The following is a 25,716-nucleotide window of genomic DNA, read 5'->3' on the forward strand; positions in this document are numbered from 1 at the left end:
TAGGCAATGGTCAATAGTGAAATCTTGGTTAGAATATAAGTTTCATATTTTCACTATTCACTTTTCACCGTTCACAAAATAGCTATCATGCATAATTATATCGTAAACGCATCTATCCAAATTCTTCCTGTAGTACAGGATAAACATCCTTACGAATGGGTTGATGAAGCAATTGCGATCATTCAGCAATCATCGGTAAAACATGAGGTTGGAGCTTTTTCTACAACACTGGAAGGTACTTACGATGAAGTAACCAAGGTAATTCATGCTGTAAATGAGTACTTGCTGCAAAAAGGTTGCGCTGAATGGATATCCAATGTACAACTGCAAATACGCAGCGCCGGCGATATAACAGGCGATGAAAAGACCTCAAAATTCAAATAGTAGTAGTAACCTACAACTTCTTAAAAAATCTAACTGTAGATTAAACAATCCTGTATTTGCAGTATCATAGGTTTCCAAAAATAATTGCTAAAATGATTTTTATATTCCTGCTATTTATTATCTTGTAATAGAATAGCACCTCACATCCTCCTAAGAAAAAAGTCCGTTAGCAGTTATTAAATTATATTCTTAATATGGTTTATCATAAGCAGATTTTATCCCGTCTCACAGTTGTACTCATTTGTTTGTTTGCCGTTTCGTGTCATAATACTTCGAAGCCGGCAGAGAAAGTTATTGTTGAGAATCCTAATGAGATGAACCAACAAACTAGTGATAATATTAAGCAGTCGTTACAATATGCATTGGAAAATGGTGGAAAGATCGGCGATAATATTGTATTGAATATGGATTCCGCTACGAATGATTTTTACACCAGTGTTGATTATAAAAATGTTTGGAGTGATAAGGAGAAATGGAATCCGTTAGCAGATTCTGTTTATACATATATTCAAAATGCAGAGTTGTCAGGGCTTTTCCCGAATGATTATCACTTTGATGTTTTTAAATCAATCAAAACAAAATTAGATACAGATTCTACACATCGCATGGATGCTGCATTATGGACAAAAGCTGACTTGTTGTTAACCGATGGATTTGTCCATATTATAAATGATCTCAAATTTGGCCGCATACCTGCGGATAGTATTTCTATCAATAAAAAAGATTCTTCTTTTAATAATGATTTTTATACAAATGCATTAAAGAAGCTTTTGGAGGAAAAACAATTGACAACCTTATTGTCAACCTACGAGCCATCACAGAAAGGTTATTGGGAACTAAAGAACGGAATTAAAAACTTTTTAGATAGTATGGATAGAAGAACATATACCCATCTAAAATATCCATACAAAAAGAACGAGAAGGATTCATTGGCATTTATAGATTCATTGGAAACACGCTTAACAGAAAGTAAATGTTTAACTATTGGCGACCTGGCACCGGACTCGACACAATTAAAAAGTGCTATTAAAAAATACCAGGGGTTAAAAGGAATTAAGCCGGATGGTATAATTTCTACATCTTTAGTTAAGTTGTTAAACACAAATGATATCGAACGTTTTAAAAGGATTGCGATTACGCTTGATCGCTATAAACAATTGCCTTCACAAATGCCTGAAAGATATATCTGGGTGAATCTTCCTGGGTATTATTTAAAGGTTTGGGATAATGACACGGTGGCGTTGGAGTCAAAAGTTATTTGTGGTAAGCCGCTTACAAGATCACCGTTGCTTACAAGCTCTATTACAAACATGATAACCTACCCGACATGGACAGTGCCTAATAGTATCATAGTAAAACAATATTTACCTAAGCTAAAAACCAATCCGCATTATTTGCAAAAGATCGGGCTCAATATTTTGGATAAAGATGGGAATATTGTAGACCCTACAAAAGTCAATTGGCAAAAATATTCAAAAGGTATTCCGTATAAAATAATGCAGGGAAGTGGCGATGACAATGCGTTGGGTGTTTTGAAATTTAACTTCAATAACAAGTTTGCAGTTTACCTGCATGATACTAATGAGCGTGGGCTTTTCAAGCGCTCTGTTCGTTCATTAAGTCATGGTTGTGTGCGTGTGCAGGAATGGGAGCAATTGGCATTCTATATTTTGAAGTATGACAGCACTAATGCAAAACCCAATGAGAAAATAGCTTACAATACCGATTCACTTCTGAATATTCTTGCCAGGAAGGAAAAGAAAACGATCTTCATTAAGCATCGTCTTCCGTTATTTATACGCTACATGGGGTGTGAAGGCAAAGATGGAAAGATCATTTTCTATGATGATATGTATGGAGAAGACGAAACCATCCGCAATAAATATTTTGCGAATAAGTAATATCTTTTATACTAAGCGTTTTCATTATTATTAAGCATCGTTGTGTTATTTTGATCCCGATTTCATGGGGGGCTTGCTTATATACTATACCCTTAATCATCTTTCGCTTAAGAAGCTGCTTTCAGCCTTATCTCTTAATTTTGCAGCCATGTCAAAAATATCTATCAATATAGCAACGGGCAGTTTGCAAAAAGAAGAGATAATTGTAGGAATAGATCTTGGAACAACTAATAGCCTTGTAGCATTTATTCATCCTGAAACTAAAAAACCGGTTGCATTAAAAGAACATAACAGTAGTTCTTTAGTGCCTTCTGTTGTTCATTTTGATGAACAAAAAAATATAGAAGTAGGAGAGGAGGCAAAAAAATATTTATTGAGCGACCCGGCAAACACGATTTTTTCTGCGAAACGTTTAATGGGTAAATCGTATAATGACATCAAAAAAAATGCATCGTTCTTTTCTTATAAAATAATCGACGACAATACAGAAAGTCTTGTGAAAGTACAGGTGGGCGATAAATTTTATTCCCCCGTAGAATTATCATCTTTTATTTTAAAAGAATTAAAACACAGAGCGGAACATATTGTAAAAACACCCATTAACAAGGCTGTAATCACAGTGCCTGCTTATTTTAACGATGCGCAACGCCAGGCTACACGGGATGCAGGTAAATTGGCAGGGTTAGATGTATTACGAATTGTAAACGAACCAACTGCTGCAAGTTTAGCATATGGCATTGGCTTAAATAAAGAAGAAGAAAAAACAATAGCTGTTTATGATCTGGGTGGAGGCACATTTGATATTTCTATCTTGAAAATAAATAACGGAATATTTGAAGTGCTATCAACCAATGGAGATACTTATTTGGGAGGCGATGACATAGACAATATGATCGTACGATATTGGATACAGCAGTCAGGCATAAACGAAAAACAACTCACGGATAAAGAGTTTGTACAAGCCATTCGTTTAAAGGCTGAGGAAGCAAAAATCACCTTATCATCTAGTGATGAATTTAATGGAAGATTGAACGAGTTGACTCTCTCAATTATCCGTTCTGAATTTGAAAATTTAATAAAGCCATTAATTGATAAAACGCTGGCTTGTTGTAGTAATGCTATACGGGATGCCGAATTAAAAACAAAGGATATAGATGCAATAGTAATGGTAGGCGGCTCTACAAGAGTGCCATTTATAAAACAAAGTGTAAGCCGGTTTTTTGGCAGGCCTGTGAATGATGCTGTAGATCCTCATGAAGTGGTGGCTTTAGGTGCAGCTATACAAGCTGACGTATTAGCCGGTAATAATAAAGAGTTATTGCTTTTGGATATCACACCACTTTCCTTAGGGATAGAAACAATGGGTGGTTTAATGGATGTACTGATTGCACGTAATTCAAAAATCCCGAACAAAGCAAGTCGACAATATACTACTCAAAAAGACGGGCAGAGCGGAATGAGAATTACAGTTTACCAGGGCGAAAGAGATTTGGTGAAAGACAATCGCAAATTGGGGGAATTTAATTTAAGCGGTATCCCGGCAATGCCTGCTGGATTACCAAAAGTAGATGTTTTATTTTTGATCAATGCTGATGGTATTTTGCTGGTAAAAGCAAAAGAGTTAAGAAGCGGTATAGAACAAACAATTGAAATAAAGCCTCAATATGGATTATCGGATACTGATGTAGAAAAAATGTTGCTGGATTCTGTTACGCATGCACAAGATGATATTGCAATAAGAGCATTAATAGAAGCCAAAACAGAAGGCGAGCAACTATTGGAAGCAACAGAAAAATTTATTCAAAAAAACGCTAATCATCTTACCCAAAAAGAAACAATGGAAACTGCAGCTACCATGCAATCGTTGCAATTAGCACTTACGATGAATGATAAAGATCTTATTCATAAAAAAATTGAAGAGCTAAATGAGATTTCCCGCCCATATGCAGAGCGCATAATGGATGAAGCAATAGCTGTTGCTGTGAAAGGAAAAATGGTTTAGGTAAGTCAACTCTTTTTTCTCTCCAAAACGTGTTCAATTGTTTTTGCAGTGATCGTAAGAAAGAAAGGAAATAATGCCAAAATAAAACGATTATGAAAGTCATCGCACTGCAACATTACAGCTACTGCAAAAATAAAGATGGAGCTTAATTGGAAAATATAAATGGGGCGGTATGTTCTGCCCTTTAATATAAACCAGCTTATAATAGTAAAAAAGTATAAGGGAATCATAAATGCCAGCAAGAAGAGGTTGTGCAGGTTACTGTAATAGCTTCTCGTCATCAGAAAAAAATACTTTAATCGTATTGTTCCTAATTGTAGAAAGTGTTCAAAATTATTGATTATGTAATAGTAGAGTTGATAAACCTGCGAGCCATCAGAAGTTATTTTTATAGCGTGTGGACTGGGAGAACGTATTCCACAAATAATGCAATCTGTTTGAGCCGCTAATGTGCTGTTCGCATCGTTTGTTGTAGAAAAAACAATATTGCTGATATAAACAAAAAGAACACACCCCGCAATGGCTATTGGTATCAATATAAATTTTGTTTTTCTTTTGACATCAACGAATAAAAATAACCAAACCGGTGCAAGAAATAATATACCCAATGGGCGGGCTAAAATTACCAGCAACATGCTGATCAGGAGAAAAAAAAATGTTTTTGCATTCTTGCTGAAAATATAATTTATAAGAGCAGCGAGAAGTAGCAAACAGCTACTATAAAAAACAGATTCCGTATACAGATAAACTGTCCATGAACTATATGGAGAAAAAACGATGAGCAGAAGAGTTATTGCAAATGGGTATACTTCGCTATTAAAAATTTGTCGCAGGCTTTTAAAGAAAAAAAACAAGGCAAACAGGTTGTATAAAGCCTGGATTACTACAGCTCCGCTCAATCCGATCTTTATTGTCAATGATAACCATATTATAAATATGGTAAGCGAATAAAAGACATAACGTACTTCGGTAAACCCTTGACGATTGATCAACCTGTTTGCTTCTCCTATATATTTTTCAGCTTCCAGTGTTGTGCCGATGCCGTATAGATACAAATGCAAAACTGTAATAAGCAACCAACATCCAAAAAGAAAACTAATCCCATATTTTCGAATAGCGTTATTTAATACGGTTGCGTTCAAAGTAGTAATTATTGCTTTAAAGATATTAAGAAATGTCCGGTTCGGTTAATTGCTTTTCGGCTTTCGTACCAGTTTTTTTCTAAAGAAAACAGCTAAAGGCTCTTCCACTAGCTTATGAAATACAAATGCAACTGCTATCATACAAATAAATGCAATGAATATGTTAGTGCTTATATATTTAAAGATAGCAGACAAAACGAAGGTTGTATGTAGCAAATAAAACGAATAAGTAGAACTGCCAAGCTGCACAGCTATTTTATGTGACAAGATCCTTTGTAACAAACTTTCATGATGAATAAGACTATAGTATAGCAGCATGATTCCAATCGGCATCATTATATTGTTTACAATAATTCCGGGCCATGCTTCAATGCCATGAGGCGTTTTATAACGATCTGCAATTAAAAAAAGCAATACAACTGAGAGTGCTATGATTCCGAGACCTATATACAAACTTTTTTTACCAAGCTTTTCAATAAAATTGGATTTGGTCTTTCCATTTATCAGCATGCCTAAAAATATGCCACATGCAAATTCAAATATGCGCCCAAAAAAAGTAGAATAAGCTGTAAATAAATAACTGCTGAAAAAACCATCAAATGGGCAATGAAGAAAAATGAATGTTATGATCAGCCCTGATCCATAAAACAATAAAACAATTTTCATTAATGACCGCCAGTTTTTTGCATATAAAAAAAGTAAAGGAGAAAGTACATAAAACAATTCTTCTACCGACATGCTCCAACTAGGACCAATGCCCGTTAAAAGATAATTAGACGAAAACCCTTTAAACAATGTAATGTTCAATAAATAAAGTTTTATCGTTTCTTTTAAAGGATAAATGTTGTGTAAGTAATCTAAAATAAAAGTGATAGTTATTAGCAATATCAAAATGGGAAACACCCTTGATATTCTGCTTACAAAATAGTTGTGCAATTTTGTTTTATTAAAACCGCTTATCTCGCTGTATTTATAGTAAATAACAAACCCGCTCAATACAAAAAAGAAATCTAAAAAAGTATAGAACTGGTTTACAAATAGAAAAAGGGTAGGGTGGCTTATTTCGTAAGATTCATTCAGATGATAAAAAAAAATAAAATACACAGCGGCAGCACGAATGCCCGTTAATGCAGGAATAAAATTTTTGTTGTTCATTTTTTAATTCTTCAGATTCCGGGTTGACAAACTGCCGTATTTTAAAACCAGGAAACGTTTTTCTATCAAATGCCATGATGCAAATGCCAATGCTATTGTAGCCAATCCGCTATATAAAAGTGATAACATCACAGAATTATTATAACCTGATAAACGATACATTATTTGCTGAACAGGGAATGCATAAATATATACTCCATAAGAGATATCAGTATTGAAAGGCACCACAATTTTTTTTGAAGATCCAATTAAATAAACACAACAACAAATGCATAGCAATAATAAAGGAGCAGTCATAAAAGAGTTTATTCTGTCAGCCGAGAATATAAAATATAATATCGCTGTAAGAAATGCAATTAGTAACAAGTGTTTTGCTTTAATGGAAGCAGCATAAACAAAGCTTCCTGAATAAAATATGGCAATAAGATTAAGCTGGCGGGCAATATTAACAGAAATATCCTGTTTAAATGAAACAGTTAAAAAGCTTATCAATACTATACAGCCTGCTAATAATCCAAAAGCTTTTTTTCTTAATAATCCTGTCCAAAGCAATACTGCAATAGATGCATACAATTCCAATTCCAGTGTAATGCTCCATAACGAGGTATTGAACGCATGAACATAATAAGCAGGCGTAGAAAAAACACCCGGTAAGCCGGTCCTTATCCAAAACCCGGTACTAACACCAAGATACAACCAGGTTTCTTTGCTTGTAAAATATTCACCCAATGATAAGGAGGTTAAAAGCGGCCCTGCTAAAAAAATGCTTAACACTACCAATACGATTAATGCAGGATAAATACGCAAAGCCCTTTTCTTTAAGAATAAAAGAACAGAATGGGTTTCAGTGGCACTTTTGGTAATAAAATATCCACTGATGAAAAAGAAAATAGTGAGCCCGACACCCGATGCTTCCAGTGCTCCGTTCAATAACAGGTTTAAAGGCTCTTTTTCGCTTTGTCCTACTACGTAGTACGTATGCGAAAATAAAACACATGCAGCTCCTAAAAGGCGAAGAAGATTAAAGTTGTTGTAATGATGTAAAGGTGTTGACTGCAAGTTTATTGTTTTTGTTGCGCTATCCTGTTCACATATTTTCCGATCATGTCAAATTCAATATTCACTTTATTGCCCACTTGCAGATGCTTAATATTCGTATGTTCCAATGTATAAGGGATGATGGCAACGGTAAAATTATTTTTTCCTACATTAAATATAGTTAGACTAACCCCATCAACGGCAATCGAGCCTTTTTCAATAACTAAGGAAGCAAATTTTTCATCAAAAGAAAATGAAAACTCTTTGCTGCCATTTTTAGCTGCAATGGAAATGCAGGTAGCTACTGTATCCACATGACCTTGCACAATATGCCCGTCCAATCTTACCCCCAGGCTAAGCGACCTTTCCAGGTTTACTTCCCAACCTGCTTGCCAGTTGTCCATATTCGTTTTTAAAAGCGTTTCTTCAATAGCGGTTACACGGTATGCAGTCTCTTTAATTTCTTCCACCGTAAGGCAGGCGCCGTTATGGCTCACACTTTGGTCAACTTTCAGCTCATTTGTAATTGGCGATTCTATCCAAAAAGTTTTGTTGGTGCCTTTGGCAGCAATAGTTTTAATAACTCCCTTAGCTTCAATTATACCTGTAAACATTGACGCAATTTAATTAAATAGGGGCTTTCGGCAGCAATACTTATTTCTATAGTTGTCCGGGCTATACGCTGCAAGTCCGCCACAGCCCCGCCCACCAGGCTTCAGCGGGCTTTCCGCTTCTATCCCGCAGCCTGTCAGCAACCATACTTTATTCAACATTTATAGAATATACTCCAATGCTAAAATTTATCGTTCAGCCATTTCAAAATCATTTTCTTATTATCAATTAATCCCTTATCTTTGCGGCTCTAAAAAATTACCAAAGGAGGTATATACAATGTTAATTATTGATTCAAAAGATTGCGAAAACATCGACAAAGCGCTTAAAAAGTACAAAAAGAAATTCGAAAAAAGCCGCGTATTGTTAGAGTTAAGAGAAAGACAATCTTTCACTAAACCATCAGTTCGTCGTCGTACGCAAGTATTGAAAGCTGTGTACAAGCAAAACATAGCAAGCGGAAAAATAGATATTTAACGTTTACCGATAATCATATTTTAAACTGATAGCAGTAACTTCGGCTATCAGTTTTTTTTATGCCCCAATATCACCAGGCAACTATACAACATTTTTTAGATTACCTCAAATTTCAAAAGCGGTATTCCCAACATACCATTATCTCATACCAGAACGATCTATATTCTTTTTTTGATTACCTGGAAACAGAAATGGGCAACCCTGCATTGGCAGAGATCAACGCATCTTTTATCCGTTCGTGGCTGGCAGATCTAAAAGAGAAAAAAGATATTACTGCAAAATCAGCCAATCGCAAGATATCTACCTTGAAATCTTTCTTTAAATATCAATTAAAACAAGGTGCTGTAACAACAAGCCCTATGACAACGGTGGTTTCGCCAAAAATAAGCAAACGGCTACCGCAATTTGTGCAGGAGAAAGATATCAGTACTCTATTGACACATGTAGAGTTCCCTGATAATTGGGAAGGCAAAACGCATAGATTGTTGTTGCAATTATTTTACAACACCGGTATGCGCCGGGCTGAGCTGGTTGGCTTAAAAGAATCACAGATCGATAAAGCCAATGGCTCTATCAAAGTATTAGGAAAAGGCAATAAAGAACGGATATTGCCGGTAAGCAATGAGTTAATGCAGGCAATACAAGCGTATCAGCAAAATAAAAGAACGGAGTTTGAGGTGTTTGACGGTGAAGTGCTATTGGTAAACGCAAAAGGAAGCAAGGTTTCCGTTGAACAAGTGTACAAGATCGTAAAGCAATATTTATCGTTAATTACCACTATTGATAAGAAAAGCCCACATGTATTACGCCACAGCTTTGCTACGCATTTAATGAATAATGGCGCAGATCTCAACGCTGTTAAAGAGCTGTTGGGGCACAGTAGTTTGGCAGCCACACAGATATATACGCATAATACCATTGAGAAACTGAAAGATGTTTATAAGAAGGCGCACCCTAAGGCATAAATTGTAGTTTCCGCACAATAAAAAAACTTATTGACAGTTTACTATAAAAACGCTTTTTAATTTGGAAAACTCGGTAACAAGGATTAACTTGATGTCAGTAAATCATAAGTTATTTTTCACTCCTAAATCTCTCACTTATGACCTGATGTTTACCAGCCCAAATTATTACTCACAAATTATTTGTTCACCTAAAAATTTAGATTGCTATGAACGTAAACATTCAAACAGTGCACTTTGATGCAGACACCAAATTGGTATTGTATGTAGAAAAAAAAGTTTCCAAGCTAACCCAATTTCACGATCGCATCACCAAAGTGAATGTATTTCTTAAATTAGACAATGTTGTTCACAACATTAAAGACAAGATCGCAGAGATACAGGTGCACGTTCCCCGTCACAACTTTTTTGTGAAATGTTCATCTAAATCGTTCGAGGAAAGTTTTGATGAAGCTTTAAACTCAGTAATAACGCAGATAAAGCGAAAAAAAGAAAAGCTTGCAGCATAAAATAAAAGCCCCGAAAAACGGGGCTTTTTTAATACTCAAATTTTTCAATCCACATTTTTTCTTTTTTAGTGTAAAAAATTCTTTCTCAATATTTCTCTATTATATAAATATACTTACCTTTGCCTTCCTTAAAAAAAGGGTGAGCGGTTTTGTGGGGTGGATTTACCCAAAAGTTCTTTTCAATTGTTGTTCAAAATTTGGTTGCCAATCTATCAGGAATTTCAGATAGGAATTGTGATAAACGAAATGGACGAATGATGAATGTAGCAGATTAAAAAATGCCGAAGTAGCTCAGTTGGTAGAGCAACTGATTTGTAATCAGTAGGTCGGGGGTTCGACTCCCTTCTTCGGCTCATTTTTTTGGGCAGTTACCAGAGTGGCCAAATGGGGCGGACTGTAAATCCGCTGTCTTTCGACTTCGGTGGTTCGAATCCACCACTGCCCACAAAATCAAATTGCATATTTTAGATCGAAAGATTGCAAATTGTTTAGTTCTTTTAACGCCTCCAATTTGGAATTTCTAATTTGGAATTTTATTATATGCGGAAGTAGCTCATTTGGTAGAGCGGTAGCCTTCCAAGCTTCAGGTGGCCGGTTCGAGCCCGGTCTTCCGCTCCAGTAGATCCGAAAGGATCTCTTAGTTCTTTATATAGGATATAAGTTGAGTGTAATTTTTTCACGAAAACTCTATAACAAGCTGTTGTAGCTCAGGGGTAGAGCACTTCCTTGGTAAGGAAGAGGTCGTGAGTTCAATTCTCATCAACAGCTCACTTGATTGTTGAATGATGCTGAAACGCTACAAGTGAGTAACACAAGGATGCTGATTAGCGATACCATCGCTGGTTACATAAAATCAAATTTTAAAACAATTATTAAAACAAATAAAAATGGCAAAAGAGACCTTCAAAAGGGAGAAACCCCACGTTAACGTTGGTACTATTGGTCACGTAGATCATGGTAAAACAACCCTAACTGCCGCTATTACCGATATTTTGTCTAAAAAAGGTTTAGCGGAAGCAAAGAAATATGATGAAATTGATGGTGCACCTGAAGAAAGAGAAAGAGGTATCACTATCAATACTGCTCACGTAGAATATCAAACAGCTAACAGACACTACGCTCACGTAGATTGTCCTGGTCACGCTGACTATGTTAAAAATATGATCACTGGTGCTGCTCAGATGGATGGTGCAATCCTGGTTGTTGCTGCTACTGACGGACCAATGCCTCAAACAAAAGAACATATCCTTTTGGCTCGCCAGGTGGGTGTTCCTCGTATTGTGGTTTTCATGAACAAAGTTGACTTGGTTGATGATCCTGAATTATTGGAATTAGTTGAAATGGAGATTCGTGAGTTGTTAACTTCTTACGGTTTTGATGGCGACAATACTCCAATCATCCAAGGTTCTGCAACAGGCGCTTTAGCTGGTGAAGCTAAATGGGTAGCTAAAGTTGACGAATTAATGGATGCTGTTGATACTTATATTCCATTACCTCCTCGTCCGGTTGATCAAGCTTTCTTGATGAGCGTGGAAGACGTATTCTCTATCACCGGTCGTGGTACAGTTGCTACTGGTCGTATCGAAAGAGGTCGTATTAAAGTAGGTGAAGGTGTGGAAATCGTAGGGTTGATCGCTGCTCCTTTAACTTCTACTGTAACAGGTGTGGAAATGTTCAAGAAATTATTGGATGAAGGTGAAGCTGGTGATAACGCAGGTTTATTATTACGCGGTATTGAAAAAACTCAGATCCGTCGTGGTATGGTAATCTGTAAACCAGGTTCAATCACTCCTCACACTGAATTTAAAGGTGAAGTGTACGTATTGAGCAAAGAAGAAGGTGGACGTCATACTCCATTCTTCAACAAATATCGTCCTCAATTCTATTTTCGTACTACAGACGTAACCGGAGAAGTTACTTTGAATGCAGGTACTGAAATGGTTATGCCTGGTGATAATACCAACTTGACTGTTACATTGATCCAACCAATCGCGATGGAAAAAGGTTTGAAATTTGCGATTCGTGAAGGTGGACGTACAGTAGGTGCCGGTCAGGTAACTGAAATTTTAAAATAAGCTAAAGGCGCAAGCTTTTAGCCCAAAGCAAATAGTTCTTATATTTGCAACATATTCTAAAAGCTGTTTCGGTAAAACGGAATAGCTTTTAGCTTTCTACGGGCATGGTGCAACGGTAGCATACGGGTCTCCAAAACCTTTGATCTGGGTTCGAATCCTAGTGCCCGTGCAAATTAATTTGCATACTTGGTAAATTAAATCTAATGAATAAAGTAAGAACATATTTAGGCGATTCTTATAAAGAATTGGTTGAAAAAGTATCCTGGCCAACCTGGGAGCAATTGCAGCAGTCAACTGTAATTGTTTTAGGAGCTACGCTGGTAATTACAGCTATTGTAGCTTTGATGGACTTTGTGGCAAACGGAGCTTTGAAATTTATTTACTCTATATTTAAATCGTAATGGAAGCAACAGCAACAGCAACGCAGGAAAAAGAAAGCAAATGGTACGTACTGCGTGTAGTGAGCGGTAAAGAGCGCAAGATAAAAGAGTATCTTGATAAAGATATTGTACGCAACGGATGGTCTGAAGTTATCAAGCAGGTTTTTTTACCCGTAGAAAAAGTATATAAAGTGCAGAATGGTAAAAAAGTAATGCGTGAAAGAAACTTCTATCCCGGTTATGTAATGTTGGAAGTAGCAGGAGATAAGTTGAATGATGACATGGTACAACATATCAGTAACATCACCAACGTAATGCACTTTTTAACCGATGGCAAAGGAAGTAAAGGAAATATTATTTCTTTGCGTAAGGCTGAAGTAAATAAGATGTTAGGTAAGATGGATGAAATGGGCGAAGCAGGCGGTATGACAATGAGCGAGCCATTCATCGTGGGTGAAACCATTAAGATCATTGACGGACCGTTCAACGACTTTAACGGTGTGATAGAGGAAGTAAATGATGAAAAGAAGAAACTCAAAGTACAGGTGAAGATATTTGGTCGAGCCACACCTGTAGAATTAAATTATATGCAAGTAGAAAAACTATCGTAATGATAGTTTTTCTTATTTTTGGGCATTGCTATTTAATTAAAGATTGCTATTTGCTATGAATAAGAGAAAACTTTTATTCAGTGCCACTTTAATGCTTTCGCTATTTGCCAAAGCCCAAACACCACTCGGCACTGATAATGTACAAGCCATTTCTATTGCAGTAAATACTGCCTTAACTACACCTTACATTGTTCCTCCAAATGTCAGCGGAGTCATTAACGACCCAACAGACCCGGCACAGAATTATGGTATCGTTGTAAACGTTTTAAACGGCAGCACGCCTATTACAGCGGCTAACTATACACTAACAGCCGCCAGTAGTAAAACAAGTGTAGTGGCTAATGCTGATATAACCATTACTCAGAGTGATGGTTACGCAACAGTTAAAATAAAGCCTAAAGCAGTTGGCTATTCTACCATCACGTTAACACTTACCAGCGGAGGTAGCAGTAAAACATATAAGGTCAGCTATGCTGCTTCTGCGTCAGCTGTGGATCCTATACATACTTTCTGGCATACTGGTTATTCCGATGCATCAGGTTGCGTTGCATTGGATAGTAATTATATGGTAATGTGTGATGATGAAATGAATTACCTGTTTGTTACAGCCCGCAACCAATCGGGCATGTACGTAAAAAAATATTATTATGGTGATTCTGTAGGATTGACAGATGGCAGCAAAGGAAACTACAAAGAAACAGATGCGGAAGCTTGTGTAAGAAGCACTGCTTATCCTAACCGCGTATATTGGACAGGCTCTATGGGGAGTGATGCCGGAGATAATGCCAGCTGTTTATTTGCGACAAACATGAGCGGGACCGGTGCTAATACTAATTTTTCTTTAGTAGGACATTATAATTCGCTTCGAAAAAATTTAGTTACCTGGGGAGATGCACACAGCTACAATTTCACCTCCAGCGCAGCCAGCAGTCACGATTCAAAAACCATTGACGGATTTAATGTAGAAGGAATAACGATCGGTCCTGATAACACTACTTTGTACATCGGCTTCAGGGCGCCATTAGTACCCACTTCTAATCGTAAAAAAGCTCTGATAGCACCGTTACTAAATTTCGAAAGCTGGTTTAACAATGGTAATCCTTCCGGAACTCCAACCTTTGGTGCTCCTATTGAATTAGATCTGGGTGGCAGAGGTTTTAGAGACATCGTACGCATGTCGGATGGTACGTACATAATTGTTGCCGGTAACTATGCAGGCAACCCGCTTACCGGTGCTGTTTTTCAATGGAGTGGTAATGCAGCAGACGCACCAATACAAATCCCTCAATTTGATATCAGTGCATTAAATGCTGAATCTGTTTTGGAGATTGATAAGAATGGCCAGATGCAAAAAGACCGTTTGGAAATTCTAAGTGATAATGGTTCGTACGAATTTTATAATGATGGCAATGAAGCAAAAGATCTGGGTGACGATGAGTTTAAAAAATATCGTGGAGATATATTGATAGCACCTTCTAATGTAGTGCCGGTGCACATTCAATCCTTTACTGCAACACAGCAAAACAATGCAGCTGTTTTAAATTGGGTAATTGGTAATACAGATGATGCAAAAACATTTGAAATAATGCGTTCAACCAACGGTAAAGATTTTTCATCAATAGCTACTGAAAATTTTGTTGCAGGTAAAACAGCGTATTCTTATACCGATGCTAACATTGATGGAACTGTTTATTACAAGGTTAAGATAATGGATGAAAGCAATGCAGTATTTTATACTACCGTTGCAGATCTAAATTTTAATAGTGCGAATGTTATTAAATTATATCCCAACCCGATCAATAATAATTCATTTACTATCTCCAACAATGCCATAAGCGCTAAGCAAATAAAGATTTACGATCTGAAAGGCGCTTTAGTAAAATCAATTACCTCTTATAACCCTTCGGTTGATATTGATGCCGCTAACTGGAGTAGGGGAACCTATATTGTTGAAGTGACAGATGCTACTAATAAGTTGTTGTTGAAGCAGGCCGTGGTAAAGTAAGTTTTAGCCATGCATCTCTTTTAATAATTCAATTTTAAATAAGTTGGTTACATTAATTGAATTCATTTTTACTTAATCGTACTCCTTTGCCTTCTTTAAATTGTCTATTAAGTAAAGTTTTCCTGTTTTTAAAACCTGTCATAATGAAATATCTTTTCCCGGCACTCTTAATTTTTTGTCAGATGTCTGTTTATTCCCAATCTAACCAATCAGAGGATTGGCCCAACTTAAGAAAGTATGCAGATTCAAATAAGCTGTTACCTGCAAAAACAATTGGTGAAAAACGAATTGTTTTCATGGGTAATTCTATTACAGAATTTTGGAAACAAATTGATTCTTCTTTTTTTGCTAATAAAAGTTTTGTAAATAGAGGCATATCAGGACAAACATCTTCACAGATGCTACTTCGTTTTAGGCAGGATGTAATTGATATAAAGCCCGATGTTGTTGTTATTTTAGCCGGTATAAATGATATTGCCGAAAATACCGGGCCAATAAGCCTGGAAGATATTTTAGGTAACATTATTTCAATGTGTGAATTGGCAAAGACAAATAAGATCAAAGTAGTTCTTTCTTCCGTTCTTCCGGCAAATAAATTTCTTTGGCGAATGAATATAAAACCTGCTGAAAAAGTTATCCGTTTAAATGACATGATCAGATCCTATGCAGCAAAAAATAATATTGTTTTTTTAGACTATTATTCTGCAATGGTAGACGACCAGAAAGGCTTAGGCAAGGAATTTTCCGAAGATGGTGTTCATCCTAATTTAAAAGGGTATAAAATAATGGAACCTTTGGTAGTAAAAGCTATATCCAAGGCATTAAAACATAAGAATTAGTAAAAAATATAACATTAATAAAAACTTCTGCTAACAGCTTAGAACAGCAGGCTATGATGAAAAAATTGCGCTACAGATAGAAACGGTAATTGCCATTAATAAATTTATAATGAAGCAAGGCAGAATAAAGTAGAATAAGATTCGGCAAAATAACTTTTTTATTTTTTATAATCCTTATCTTTCAAGTTACCTTATTAAATGCTAAATAAGTAGTGCCATGAAAATAAAGATATTCTTTCTGTTTGTTAGTTTCCTTACAGTAACTACATTTTCTTATGCACAATTAAAGCGGGCTGCGCACTGGTATTTTGGTTACCAGGCTGGTCTCGATTTTTCCTTAGGAACACCACATGCCGATACAACCGGAAAGTTAATTTCCATCGAAGGTTGTTCAACAATGTCTGATACAACGGGGAAATTGCTTTTTTATTCAAATGGCGAAATGATATGGAACAGCCATCACTTGATTATGCCAAATGGTAATCAATTAATAGGAGACCAATCATCATCCCAATCTTCACTTATTGTTCCAAAGCCGGGCAATGATTTTATTTATTATCTTTTTTCTTCTGTGGGAGATATTCCTGAATTAACGGGCTTAAGATATACTATTATTGATATGAGTTTGGATGGAGGCTTGGGAGATGTGATCTCTAAGGATAATTTATTATTTACTCCCGGAACCGAGAGCCTTGCTGGTACGATGCATTGCAATGCAAAAGATTATTGGATAGTAAGTGTACAATTTGCAGGTACTGTTGCAAAATTTTATGCATATTTATTAAATAGCACTGGATTAAACAGCCCGGTGATCTCTACGCTTTCTATTCCTTCCTTAAACAATGTAGCGTTTTTAAATTTTTCCCAGGATGGAAAGCTTTTAGCATTAAATAGTTTGGGTTCAGCTATTTATTTATTTGACTTTAATACACAAACCGGGCAGTTGACTCTTAAACAAACTATTTTAGACAGGATTAACGAGAATGTTTATTCAAACGCAATATCTCCTGACAATTCAAAATTATATATTACTTCCTGGGTAGCGGGTGGCTACAGTTATCTTTCACAATTTAATTTAACGGCATCAAACATTACTGCTTCAAGAGTAGATATTGATAGTGTAGATTACAGGGACGGCAGCCCTAATGGGTATGGTTTTATTGGACAAGTGAAACTGGCACCGGATCAACGTATGTATGTCAGCAGATGGAACCAGGATCATCCATTTCAAACGAACCCGGATACCTATTATTCCTTAGATAGCATTGATGTGGTAAACTTCCCAAACCTAAGCGGGAATTCCTGCGGTTTTCAACGTAATTTTCTTTGCCTGGATCATAAACCCACAATGGAAGGATTGCCTAATTTCATCAGCAATTTTACCAGCTTAACGCCACCTGATACCAATGCCTGTGCTAATTTAGGTTTTACTATTATTAACACTGCTATTTGTGCGGGCGAAAGTTATCAATTGCCAAGTGGAGGTTTAATAAATAAGCGGGGAACCTATAAAGATACCGTAAGAAATGTTACAGGCAATGATAGTCTTTTAACCATTGTTAACTTGACAATAAACCCAATTGAAACGATCAGTATAACCGATTCTTTTTATAACGGACAATCTTATACATTACCATCGGGAAATAGGGTAAATGCTGCCGGCGTTTATCAAAGTATTTTAAAAGACAGAAATGGCTGCGACAGTATTATTAATACGACTTTAAAGGTCCGGCTATTAGCGGATTGCATTTTAAATCCTCCCAAAGCATTTACTCCTAATGAAGATGGTAATAATGATGTATGGGTGGTAACAAATTCTGAGTGTATTAGATATAGTATCGTCAATATTTACAATCGTTGGGGCGGGCTTGTATATCATTCTGATAATTACAATAATGATTGGGATGGCAAATATCAAAATAAGCCTGTTGCCGATGGCACGTATTATTATGTGATTAAAGCTATATACAACGATTCAAGCGTTAGAACATTGACAGGAAATGTTACTATAATTCGATGATAAAATGTTTTCTATAGCCTACCGGCTGGGGGATGGAAGCGGTAGCTGCCGTTGTGCACAGGGCAGAAGCAGGGCAGGCACTACAAGCGAACAGCCCGAACCAATGCTGATAAACGGTTTGCTGCCGACAGCCTCAAAATATATTTCAAAAAAAAGTTATTAAATCAGCAATATTTTACTACTTTTGCCGTCCCAAAAAGTTCTTTATAAGAAATTTTGACTTGGGAGTCATGGTAAAATGCCACGACGTTAACACCAAAAACCAATTACATGGCAAAAGAAATTACCGGCTATGTCAAGCTCCAATGCAAAGGAGGACAAGCCAACCCGGCACCGCCAATCGGTCCGGCATTAGGTTCCAAAGGGATCAACATCATGGAGTTCTGTAAGCAATTCAATGCAAGAACCCAGGATAAACAAGGAAAAGTACTTCCTGTATTAATCACCGTTTTCGCTGACAAATCTTTCGAGTTTATCATCAAAACTCCACCGGCTGCCGTTCAGTTATTGGATGCTGCTAAAATTAAAAGTGGTAGTAAAGAGCCGAATCGTGCAAAAGTTGGTAAAGTAAGCTGGGCACAGGTTGAAGAGATCGCTAAAGATAAAATGGCAGACTTGAACGCTTTTACGCTAAACAGCGCTATGAGCATGGTTGCCGGTACTGCACGCAGCATGGGTTTAACAGTAGAAGGTAAAGCACCTTGGGAAAACAATTAATTTATCACCTTAATAATTAAAGACAATGATCACTAAAAAAAGAAAAGTTGCCGATACTAAGGTTGATAAAAACAAAGCTTATTCCTTAAAGGAAGCTTCTGCCTTGGTAAAAGAAGTTAACACAACAAAATTCGACAGTTCAGTTGATTTACATATCCGCTTAGGCGTTGATCCTAAAAAAGCTGACCAGGCTATCCGTGGTACGGTATCTTTACCACACGGTACCGGTAAAACAAAGAAAGTATTGGTGCTTTGCACGCCTGATAAGGAAGCTGCTGCAACGGCTGCCGGTGCTGATTTTGTTGGCTTGGATGAATTTATTACAAAGATCGAAGGCGGTTGGACAGATATCGATGTTATCATCGCTACTCCATCTGTAATGCCTAAGATCGGTAAATTAGGTAAAGTGTTAGGTCCTCGTAACTTAATGCCAAACCCTAAAACCGGTACGGTTACTAATGATGTAGCTGCTGCAGTTAATGAAGTAAAAGGCGGTAAGATCGCTTTTAAAGTAGATAAAGTAGGTATTATTCATGCTTCTATTGGTCGTGTAAGTTTTGCACCTGATAAGATTGCTGAAAACAGCCAGGAACTGATCAATGCTATCATCAAATTAAAACCATCTTCTTCTAAAGGTACTTACCTGAAAGGGGTTAGCATGGCAAGCAGCATGAGTCCTGGTATTGCAATTGACACAAAATCTGTTCAAAACTAATCCCCACCAAGGATTACTAAAAAATATTTGTTATGACAAAACAAGAAAAGAACGAAGTAATAGAAGTGTTGAAGGGTAAGTTCTCTCAATACAACAATTTCTATATTACCGATACAGAAAGTTTAACGGTAGCACAGGTAAGCCAGTTACGCCGTCATTGTTTCGACAAAAATGTTGAAATGAAAGTGGCTAAAAACACGCTTATCAGAAAAGCATTGGAAAGCATTGATTCGGCTAAATACGAAGGTGTTTACGATTCATTACATAAAGTAACAGCTTTATTGTTCAGCGAAAATCCTAAAGAACCGGCGATGATCATCAGCGGTTTCCGTAAGGAAAAGAACAGTGAAAAGCCTGTTTTAAAAGCAGCTTTCATTAATGGTGATGTATTTGTAGGCGATAACCAATTGGTTGCTTTAACTAAGATCAAAACTAAGAATGAATTGATCGGTGAAGTAATTGGATTGTTACAATCACCAATACAACGTGTATTGGGCGCTTTACAAAACAAAGATGCAGCAAGCGGTAAAGCAGAAGAAGCTACTGTAGAAGCAGCGGCTCCGGTTGCGGAAGCTCCAGCAACACCAGTTGCAGAAGCACCAGCGGCTCCTGAAGCTCCGGCGGCTGATGCAGCACCGGAAGCACCTGCGGCTCCTGAAGCTTAATTTTATTAATTTAAAATATTACCTGGCCGGATGGTAAAAGGCATAAACAAATTTTTTTAAACATCTCCGCCGGAGATAATTCAATGAAGGCGGAAAAAATTTAAACAACATGGCAGACGTAAAAGTATTAGCTGAAAGTTTAGTAAGCTTAACAGTAAAAGAAGTTCAGGAATTAGCTGAATTCTTAAAATCAGAATACGGTATTGAACCTGCTGCAGCTGCAGTAGTAGTAAGTGCTGACGGTGGTGGCGGTGCAGCTGCTGCTGAAGAAAAAACTTCTTTCAACGTTATTTTAAAAGCGGCTGGTGGTAACAAATTAGCTGTTGTTAAGATCGTTAAAGAATTAACCGGATTAGGATTGAAAGAAGCGAAAGATTTAGTAGATGGCGCTCCTAAACCTTTGAAAGAAGGTGTAGATAAAGCTACTGCTGACGATCTTAAAGCTAAATTAACTGAAGCTGGCGCTGAAGTTGAAATTGCTTAATTTCTTTTCAAGATAAAATTTTGAAACCCCGGCTTGCCGGGGTTTTTTATTGAAGCTTTTTTTAGTTGTTTGTACTCCTTAGTCACTTTTCAATTGTCTTTATTGTAGTCATGTGTAATAGCGTTTGCAACTTGCCTGATGACGTATTGTTTGTGTAGTTAAAAAAGATAATTTGAAAAAAGCGATTGTTATAACAGGCATTTTATGCATTGTCTTGATTGCATTTTTTGTAATAACAGGAAAAAAAGATAAAACTTCTGATATTATTAGCTACAACTTTGATGTTCGCCCGATACTTTCCGATAAATGTTTTTCATGTCATGGTCCTGATAAAAACCACCAGGAAGCCGGATTAAGATTAGATATTGAAGCTTCTGCAAAAGCCCCTTTAAGAGATAGCAAAGGGGCTTTTGCTATTGTTGACGGAAAACCTGAAGCATCAGAATTGATCAAAAGAATAACGTCAATCGATCCTTCTTATCAAATGCCAACACCAGCATCTCATTTAGGGTTACTCGATGAAAAGCAAATTACCATTTTAACCAAGTGGATAAAACAAGGCGCCAAATATGAAAAACACTGGGCTTTCATTCCTCCACAGAAAATAGCATTACCCAAAATTGAAGATGAAAAATGGGCTAAAAATGAAATAGATTATTTCGTTGCAAAAAGACAGGAAGCATATGGACTAAAACACAATGAAGAGGCTGATAAAGCAACATTATTAAAACGATTATCCTTAGATCTCACCGGCTTGCTTCCTGATCTGCAAATGCAAGAAGAATTTAATAAAAACAATAGCGAAGCAGCATATGAAAAAACAGTCGATAAATTATTAGCCAGCCCTCAATATGGAGAAAAAATGGCCATTCATTGGTTGGATGTTTCCAGATATGCCGATAGCTATGGATACCAGGATGATGATATCAGGACACAATGGCCGTATAGAGATTGGGTAATTCACGCTTTTAATGAAAATATGCCTTATGATAAATTCCTGACCTGGCAGCTTGCAGGTGATATGCTTCCCAATGCCTCAAAAGAACAGGTGCTTGCAACTGCTTTTCTTCGCAATCATAAAATATCAGAAGAAGGGGGTATAATACCGGAAGAATACCGGGTGCAATACAACATGGATAAAGTGAAAACGTATACTAGAGGCATACTTGCACTAACGGTAGAATGTGCACAATGTCATGATCATAAGTACGACCCTTTCTCACAAAAAGATTACTATAGCTTATTTGCTTTTTTTAATAACAGCAGTGAAAAAGGACTGGAAGGTCTTGTTGGTTCAGGCCCTGCTAAAACTCCTATATTAAATATTACCGACAGCGATACAAAAAGCCTGCTGATGTTTATTAACCGGAAAGATACAGGGCTGATCAAGGTATCCGTAATGGGTGATACCATACGACCCAGTTATATTTTAAAACGCGGTGTGTACGATCAACATGGGGATATGGTGACTGCCTCGGCAATACCCGCAGTAATGAAGTTTGATACTACAACATTTGAAAGAAACAGGTTGGGGCTTGCTAAATGGACAGTTGATAAACAAAATCCTCTAACAGCACGTGTTTTCGTTAACCAGCTATGGGAACAGTTTTTTGGCAAAGGCATTGTAAAATCCGTTGGCGATTTTGGCATGCAGGGAAATCTTCCAACACATCCTGAATTGTTGGATTGGCTGGCAGTAGATTTTATGGAGCATGGCTGGGATATAAAAAGGCTTGTCAAAAAAATGGTGATGTCTGCAACTTATCGTCAATCGTCAACTATTTCAAAAGAACAATTGGAAAAAGATCCGGATAATCTCTATTATACGCGTGCTTCACGTATAAGAATGCCGGCAGAAACGATAAGGGATATTGTTTTGGAAAGCAGTGCGCTTCTTAATAAAACAATTGGAGGACCAAGTGTAAAACCCTACCAGCCCAAAGGACTTTGGGAAGGCGCTACTGCCGGAAGAGGAGCGCTGGTATCCTACCGGCAAAGTACAGGAGAAGATCTGTACAGGAGAGGGGTTTATACTTTTATTAAGTTAACAGTTCCTCCGCCATCTATGATAATTTTTGATGCCAGCAACCGGGATCAATGTGAAGTAAAACGGTTAACAACCAATACGCCTTTACAGGCATTGATGATGATGAACGATCCAACCGTGTTAGAAGCTTCACGGGTGTTTGCAGAAAACCTTTCGACAAAAGATAAAGATACAGATCACACAATTGTTACGGCTTTTAAAAGCATTCTATGCAGAGAACCTGATGCAAAAGAATTGAACGTATTGACTCAATATTATAAAGAGCAATATTCTTTACTAAGCAATAATAAAACGGAAGCAAACAAGATATTAAATGTGGGTGAATATCCTCATAATAATAGCGTTGGCAATATAGTAAAAGCCGCTTCGCTCATGCGTGTGATCAATGTGATCTACAATATGGAGGAAACGATCGAGAGAATATAGTTTTTAGGTACACTTTAAAAATTATGACATGGAAAAGGAAGAATATGAATACGGTCTCAATATGAATCGCCGCAGGTTCCTGACCACATTAGGAATGGGTATTGGCGGTGCTGCATTGGGAAGCTTATTGATACCCGATCTGTTTAGTGGTAAAGATGTACAGGAAGCCGTTATTAACGGGCTTCCGCATTTTGCACCTAAAGCAAAACGTATCATTTACATGTTTCAAAATGGCGCTCCTTCACAACTGGACCTGTTTGAGTATAAACCAAAATTGCAGGAAATGCAGGGGCAGGATCTTCCCGAATCTGTACGCCAGGGTCAACGCTTAACCGGCATGACCGCCAACCAGGCTAAATTCCCGCTTGCAGGAAGCATTTTCAAGTTTGCTCAATACGGTGAGCATCGTGCGTGGCTAAGCGAATTATTACCATATACCTCCCGCATTGTAGATGATTTGTGTATTGTAAAAAGCCTTTACACAGAAGCCATCAATCACGACCCGGCATTAACTTTTTTTCAGACAGGAGCACAGGTGGGCAACCGCCCAAGTTTTGGTTCATGGCTTAGTTACGGGCTTGGCAGCGAAAATAAAAATCTCCCTGCGTTTTGCGTATTGCTTTCAAGAGGTAAAGGAAATGGGCAAGGGGTGTATTCAAAATTATGGTCGAATGGTTTTTTGGATTCGATCCATCAAGGTGTTCAGTTCAGCAATGGAGAAAATCCTGTTCAATACTTAAACAACCCGGATGGAATGGATAAGCAGGAACGAAGAAAAATGTTGGATAAGCTGGATGCATTAAATAATGAAAGTTATGATGCAGTAGGTGATCCTGAAATAAAAACAAAAGTGCAGCAATACGAGATGGCGTATCGCATGCAGACTGCCGTGCCGGAGGTGACCGATCTTAGTAAAGAGCCTGAATCTATCATTAAATTATATGGCGCTGATTGTTTGGTGCCGGGCACCTATGCCGCCAATTGCTTATTGGCAAGAAAACTTTCTGAAAATGGTGTTCGTTTTGTTCAGTTATATCACCAGGGTTGGGATGGACATAACAATCTTCCCAAAGAATTAGCAGGACAATGCAAGGACACCGACCAGGCATCAGCAGCATTGGTAACCGATCTTAAGCAAAGAGGATTGTTGGATGAAACATTGGTTATCTGGGGCGGTGAATTTGGAAGAACCAATTATTGCCAGGGCACACTTACAAAAGATAATTACGGAAGAGATCATCACCCACGTTGCTTTACCATGTGGATGGCCGGCGGTGGCGTAAAGCCCGGCGTGTATGGCGAAACAGATGAGTTTGGATATAATATTATTTCAAATCCGGTACATGTACACGATTTTCATGCTACTGCATTGAGCCTGATGGGACTTGATCATGAGCGGCTCGTATTTAAACATATGGGGCGTCGCTATCGCCTTACAGATGTGGCAGGTAAAGTAGTAAAAGATATCATCGCATAATTAAACGATAAAATATTCATCTAAATAATCAGTGTTATGGATAGGAAAACTTTTCTTCAAAATTCTTTGATAAGCGCTATCGGTATGTTAGCTATCCCGGAATGGATGATAAAGAATGATGTGATCTTGGGGCATAATAATAAACGATATAAGATCAACACACGCTGGAGCAGGGCAGATGTATCAAGATACCCCGTTAACAACTGTCACGAAATGATACAGGACAGTAAAGGCAGGATCTTGCTATTGACAGACGAGATCAAGAATAATGTGATCATCTATGATAAAAATGGGAACTACCTCGACTCATGGGGCACCGATTATCCGGGCGCACATGGACTAACCTTATTCCATGAAAACGGAACCGATGTTTTATTTATCTGCGATAATAAAAGACACCAGGCAATTAAAACTACTATCGATGGTAAAGTATTGCTTATACTTGATTATCCTAAAGAAACAGGTAAGTACACTAACCCGGAAGAATACATACCTACAGAAACTATTATTGCGCCGAACGGCGATATCTATGTAGTGGATGGCTACGGAAAAGATTATATCATTCAATACGATTACAAAGGGAATTATATCAGGCACTTCGGCGGCAGGGGCGATCAGCCTCAACACTTGTTGAATGCACATGGCATTTGTATTGATAAAAGAAATGGCAAACCTGTTCTTATTGTAACATCGCGGCAGCAAAATGCTTTTAAAAGATACACTATGAACGGAAATTATATTGACACCATTGATATGCCGGGTGCCTGGGTATGTCGCCCGGTAATACACGGCGATTATTTATACTCAGCAGTTTTGCAAAGCAATAGTTCACAATGGCAGAAGTCCGGCTTTGTAACCATTCTTGATAAAGACAATAAGGTAGTATCCAACTTAGCCGGAACTGAACCTGTATATGAAAACGATCAACTGCAGGAGATGTGCCAGTCGCTACAGGTTTTCGATTATCCGCACGATGTATGTATCGACGATGAAGAAAACATGTATGTAGCACAATGGAATTCCAATAAGGTGTATCCGTATAAGCTAGAACCTGTAGCGTAGTTACCAAAAGC

24 protein-coding genes and 5 tRNA genes are annotated in these 25,716 nt (G+C 37.4%); 25 read left to right on the plus strand and 4 right to left on the minus strand.

Features of this window, described 5'->3' with window-relative positions:
- The first annotated feature begins 87 nt into the window (after positions 1-87).
- The 3 genes from K9M53_RS07480 (at position 88) to hscA (ending at position 4,287) form a co-directional block, all read left to right on the plus strand.
- The gene (locus K9M53_RS07480) at positions 88-384 is read left to right on the plus strand and encodes a thiamine-binding protein (protein ID WP_224019010.1); all 297 of its coding nucleotides are present in this window, start codon (positions 88-90) and stop codon (positions 382-384) included.
- 314 nt (positions 385-698) lie between these two features.
- Complete coding sequence (locus tag K9M53_RS07485) at positions 699-2,285, plus strand: L,D-transpeptidase family protein (RefSeq protein WP_224019011.1); 1,587 nt, start codon at positions 699-701, stop codon at positions 2,283-2,285.
- A 148-nt stretch (positions 2,286-2,433) separates the two neighbouring features.
- On the plus strand, positions 2,434-4,287 hold the full coding sequence (hscA, locus tag K9M53_RS07490; protein WP_224019012.1) for a Fe-S protein assembly chaperone HscA: 1,854 nt from the start codon (positions 2,434-2,436) through the stop codon (positions 4,285-4,287).
- Positions 4,288-4,292: 5 nt separating this feature from the next.
- On the opposite strand, the gene K9M53_RS07495 is transcribed toward hscA, so the two are convergent.
- From K9M53_RS07495 to K9M53_RS07510, 4 genes are read right to left on the minus strand one after another with little or no spacing between them, the layout of a single operon-like run.
- Positions 4,293-5,429: a hypothetical protein gene (locus K9M53_RS07495; RefSeq protein WP_224019013.1), complete on the minus strand. Its 1,137-nt coding sequence runs from the start codon at positions 5,427-5,429 to the stop codon at positions 4,293-4,295.
- Between the two features lie 45 nt (positions 5,430-5,474).
- A complete protein-coding gene (locus K9M53_RS07500; protein WP_224019014.1) occupies positions 5,475-6,584 on the minus strand; it encodes an acyltransferase family protein in 1,110 nt (369 codons plus the stop codon).
- 3 nt (positions 6,585-6,587) lie between these two features.
- A complete protein-coding gene (locus K9M53_RS07505) occupies positions 6,588-7,643 on the minus strand; it encodes an acyltransferase family protein (RefSeq protein ID WP_224019015.1) in 1,056 nt (351 codons plus the stop codon).
- A gap of 2 nt (positions 7,644-7,645) precedes the next feature.
- Complete coding sequence (locus tag K9M53_RS07510; protein WP_224019016.1) at positions 7,646-8,236, minus strand: riboflavin synthase; 591 nt, start codon at positions 8,234-8,236, stop codon at positions 7,646-7,648.
- A gap of 52 nt (positions 8,237-8,288) precedes the next feature.
- On the opposite strand from K9M53_RS07510, the gene rpsU reads away from it, so the two are divergent.
- The 22 genes from rpsU (at position 8,289) to K9M53_RS07620 (ending at position 25,705) form a co-directional block, all read left to right on the plus strand.
- Positions 8,289-8,711, plus strand: coding sequence for a 30S ribosomal protein S21 (gene rpsU / locus K9M53_RS16210; RefSeq protein ID WP_224019017.1), 423 nt, complete (start codon positions 8,289-8,291; stop codon positions 8,709-8,711).
- Between the two features lie 59 nt (positions 8,712-8,770).
- Positions 8,771-9,676 carry a tyrosine-type recombinase/integrase gene (locus K9M53_RS07520; protein ID WP_224019018.1) on the plus strand — a complete coding sequence of 302 codons (906 nt, stop codon included), beginning with the start codon at positions 8,771-8,773 and terminating at the stop codon, positions 9,674-9,676.
- A 206-nt stretch (positions 9,677-9,882) separates the two neighbouring features.
- The gene (locus tag K9M53_RS07525) at positions 9,883-10,182 is read left to right on the plus strand and encodes an HPF/RaiA family ribosome-associated protein (protein ID WP_224019019.1); all 300 of its coding nucleotides are present in this window, start codon (positions 9,883-9,885) and stop codon (positions 10,180-10,182) included.
- Between the two features lie 280 nt (positions 10,183-10,462).
- A tRNA-Thr gene (locus tag K9M53_RS07530) sits at positions 10,463-10,535 on the plus strand.
- Between the two features lie 9 nt (positions 10,536-10,544).
- Positions 10,545-10,627: transfer RNA gene (locus tag K9M53_RS07535), tRNA-Tyr, on the plus strand.
- Positions 10,628-10,724: 97 nt separating this feature from the next.
- Positions 10,725-10,800: transfer RNA gene (locus K9M53_RS07540), tRNA-Gly, on the plus strand.
- Positions 10,801-10,878: 78 nt separating this feature from the next.
- Positions 10,879-10,950, plus strand: a tRNA-Thr gene (locus tag K9M53_RS07545).
- A gap of 119 nt (positions 10,951-11,069) precedes the next feature.
- Positions 11,070-12,257 carry an elongation factor Tu gene (tuf, locus tag K9M53_RS07550; protein ID WP_224019020.1) on the plus strand — a complete coding sequence of 396 codons (1,188 nt, stop codon included), beginning with the start codon at positions 11,070-11,072 and terminating at the stop codon, positions 12,255-12,257.
- A gap of 98 nt (positions 12,258-12,355) precedes the next feature.
- Positions 12,356-12,426: transfer RNA gene (locus K9M53_RS07555), tRNA-Trp, on the plus strand.
- A gap of 34 nt (positions 12,427-12,460) precedes the next feature.
- The gene (gene secE, locus K9M53_RS07560; RefSeq protein WP_224019021.1) at positions 12,461-12,658 is read left to right on the plus strand and encodes a preprotein translocase subunit SecE; all 198 of its coding nucleotides are present in this window, start codon (positions 12,461-12,463) and stop codon (positions 12,656-12,658) included.
- A complete protein-coding gene (gene nusG / locus K9M53_RS07565; RefSeq protein ID WP_224019022.1) occupies positions 12,658-13,248 on the plus strand; it encodes a transcription termination/antitermination protein NusG in 591 nt (196 codons plus the stop codon). The genes secE and nusG overlap by 1 nt, the downstream gene beginning before the upstream one ends.
- A gap of 55 nt (positions 13,249-13,303) precedes the next feature.
- Positions 13,304-15,253, plus strand: coding sequence for a T9SS type A sorting domain-containing protein (locus K9M53_RS07570; RefSeq protein WP_224019023.1), 1,950 nt, complete (start codon positions 13,304-13,306; stop codon positions 15,251-15,253).
- Between the two features lie 182 nt (positions 15,254-15,435).
- A complete protein-coding gene (locus tag K9M53_RS07575) occupies positions 15,436-16,092 on the plus strand; it encodes an SGNH/GDSL hydrolase family protein (RefSeq protein ID WP_224019024.1) in 657 nt (218 codons plus the stop codon).
- Between the two features lie 217 nt (positions 16,093-16,309).
- Positions 16,310-18,112 (plus strand): gliding motility-associated C-terminal domain-containing protein, encoded by a 1,803-nt coding sequence (locus K9M53_RS07580; protein ID WP_224019025.1) that lies wholly within the window; start codon positions 16,310-16,312, stop codon positions 18,110-18,112.
- A 4-nt stretch (positions 18,113-18,116) separates the two neighbouring features.
- Positions 18,117-18,275 carry a hypothetical protein gene (locus K9M53_RS07585; protein ID WP_224019026.1) on the plus strand — a complete coding sequence of 53 codons (159 nt, stop codon included), beginning with the start codon at positions 18,117-18,119 and terminating at the stop codon, positions 18,273-18,275.
- 107 nt (positions 18,276-18,382) lie between these two features.
- Complete coding sequence (rplK, locus tag K9M53_RS07590) at positions 18,383-18,829, plus strand: 50S ribosomal protein L11 (protein WP_224019027.1); 447 nt, start codon at positions 18,383-18,385, stop codon at positions 18,827-18,829.
- A gap of 25 nt (positions 18,830-18,854) precedes the next feature.
- Positions 18,855-19,544 (plus strand): 50S ribosomal protein L1, encoded by a 690-nt coding sequence (gene rplA / locus K9M53_RS07595; RefSeq protein ID WP_224019028.1) that lies wholly within the window; start codon positions 18,855-18,857, stop codon positions 19,542-19,544.
- A 32-nt stretch (positions 19,545-19,576) separates the two neighbouring features.
- Positions 19,577-20,209, plus strand: coding sequence for a 50S ribosomal protein L10 (gene rplJ / locus K9M53_RS07600; RefSeq protein WP_224019029.1), 633 nt, complete (start codon positions 19,577-19,579; stop codon positions 20,207-20,209).
- Positions 20,210-20,318: 109 nt separating this feature from the next.
- Positions 20,319-20,693, plus strand: a complete 375-nt coding sequence (rplL, locus tag K9M53_RS07605) for a 50S ribosomal protein L7/L12 (RefSeq protein WP_224019030.1) — start codon at positions 20,319-20,321, stop codon at positions 20,691-20,693.
- Positions 20,694-20,865: 172 nt separating this feature from the next.
- Positions 20,866-23,166 (plus strand): PSD1 and planctomycete cytochrome C domain-containing protein, encoded by a 2,301-nt coding sequence (locus K9M53_RS07610; RefSeq protein ID WP_224019031.1) that lies wholly within the window; start codon positions 20,866-20,868, stop codon positions 23,164-23,166.
- A 28-nt stretch (positions 23,167-23,194) separates the two neighbouring features.
- Positions 23,195-24,643, plus strand: coding sequence for a DUF1501 domain-containing protein (locus K9M53_RS07615; protein ID WP_224019032.1), 1,449 nt, complete (start codon positions 23,195-23,197; stop codon positions 24,641-24,643).
- Positions 24,644-24,679: 36 nt separating this feature from the next.
- The gene (locus K9M53_RS07620; protein WP_224019033.1) at positions 24,680-25,705 is read left to right on the plus strand and encodes a 6-bladed beta-propeller; all 1,026 of its coding nucleotides are present in this window, start codon (positions 24,680-24,682) and stop codon (positions 25,703-25,705) included.
- Positions 25,706-25,716 lie beyond the last annotated feature (11 nt).

It is taken from the genome of Ferruginibacter albus (genome assembly GCF_020042285.1).
GTDB classification, from domain to species: Bacteria; Bacteroidota; Bacteroidia; order Chitinophagales; family Chitinophagaceae; genus Ferruginibacter; species Ferruginibacter albus.

Coding starts and splice junctions, on each gene's coding strand:
- K9M53_RS07480 (WP_224019010.1), top strand. CDS start 88: ATGCATAATTATATCGTAAACGCATCTATCCAAATTCTTCCTGTAGTA.
- K9M53_RS07485 (WP_224019011.1), top strand. CDS start 699: ATGAACCAACAAACTAGTGATAATATTAAGCAGTCGTTACAATATGCA.
- hscA (WP_224019012.1), top strand. CDS start 2,434: ATGTCAAAAATATCTATCAATATAGCAACGGGCAGTTTGCAAAAAGAA.
- K9M53_RS07500 (WP_224019014.1), bottom strand. CDS start 6,584: ATGAACAACAAAAATTTTATTCCTGCATTAACGGGCATTCGTGCTGCC.
- K9M53_RS07510 (WP_224019016.1), bottom strand. CDS start 8,236: ATGTTTACAGGTATAATTGAAGCTAAGGGAGTTATTAAAACTATTGCT.
- K9M53_RS07520 (WP_224019018.1), top strand. CDS start 8,771: ATGCCCCAATATCACCAGGCAACTATACAACATTTTTTAGATTACCTC.
- K9M53_RS07525 (WP_224019019.1), top strand. CDS start 9,883: ATGAACGTAAACATTCAAACAGTGCACTTTGATGCAGACACCAAATTG.
- tuf (WP_224019020.1), top strand. CDS start 11,070: ATGGCAAAAGAGACCTTCAAAAGGGAGAAACCCCACGTTAACGTTGGT.
- secE (WP_224019021.1), top strand. CDS start 12,461: ATGAATAAAGTAAGAACATATTTAGGCGATTCTTATAAAGAATTGGTT.
- nusG (WP_224019022.1), top strand. CDS start 12,658: ATGGAAGCAACAGCAACAGCAACGCAGGAAAAAGAAAGCAAATGGTAC.
- K9M53_RS07570 (WP_224019023.1), top strand. CDS start 13,304: ATGAATAAGAGAAAACTTTTATTCAGTGCCACTTTAATGCTTTCGCTA.
- K9M53_RS07575 (WP_224019024.1), top strand. CDS start 15,436: ATGTCTGTTTATTCCCAATCTAACCAATCAGAGGATTGGCCCAACTTA.
- K9M53_RS07580 (WP_224019025.1), top strand. CDS start 16,310: ATGAAAATAAAGATATTCTTTCTGTTTGTTAGTTTCCTTACAGTAACT.
- K9M53_RS07585 (WP_224019026.1), top strand. CDS start 18,117: ATGTTTTCTATAGCCTACCGGCTGGGGGATGGAAGCGGTAGCTGCCGT.
- rplK (WP_224019027.1), top strand. CDS start 18,383: ATGGCAAAAGAAATTACCGGCTATGTCAAGCTCCAATGCAAAGGAGGA.
- rplA (WP_224019028.1), top strand. CDS start 18,855: ATGATCACTAAAAAAAGAAAAGTTGCCGATACTAAGGTTGATAAAAAC.
- rplJ (WP_224019029.1), top strand. CDS start 19,577: ATGACAAAACAAGAAAAGAACGAAGTAATAGAAGTGTTGAAGGGTAAG.
- rplL (WP_224019030.1), top strand. CDS start 20,319: ATGGCAGACGTAAAAGTATTAGCTGAAAGTTTAGTAAGCTTAACAGTA.
- K9M53_RS07615 (WP_224019032.1), top strand. CDS start 23,195: ATGGAAAAGGAAGAATATGAATACGGTCTCAATATGAATCGCCGCAGG.
- K9M53_RS07620 (WP_224019033.1), top strand. CDS start 24,680: ATGGATAGGAAAACTTTTCTTCAAAATTCTTTGATAAGCGCTATCGGT.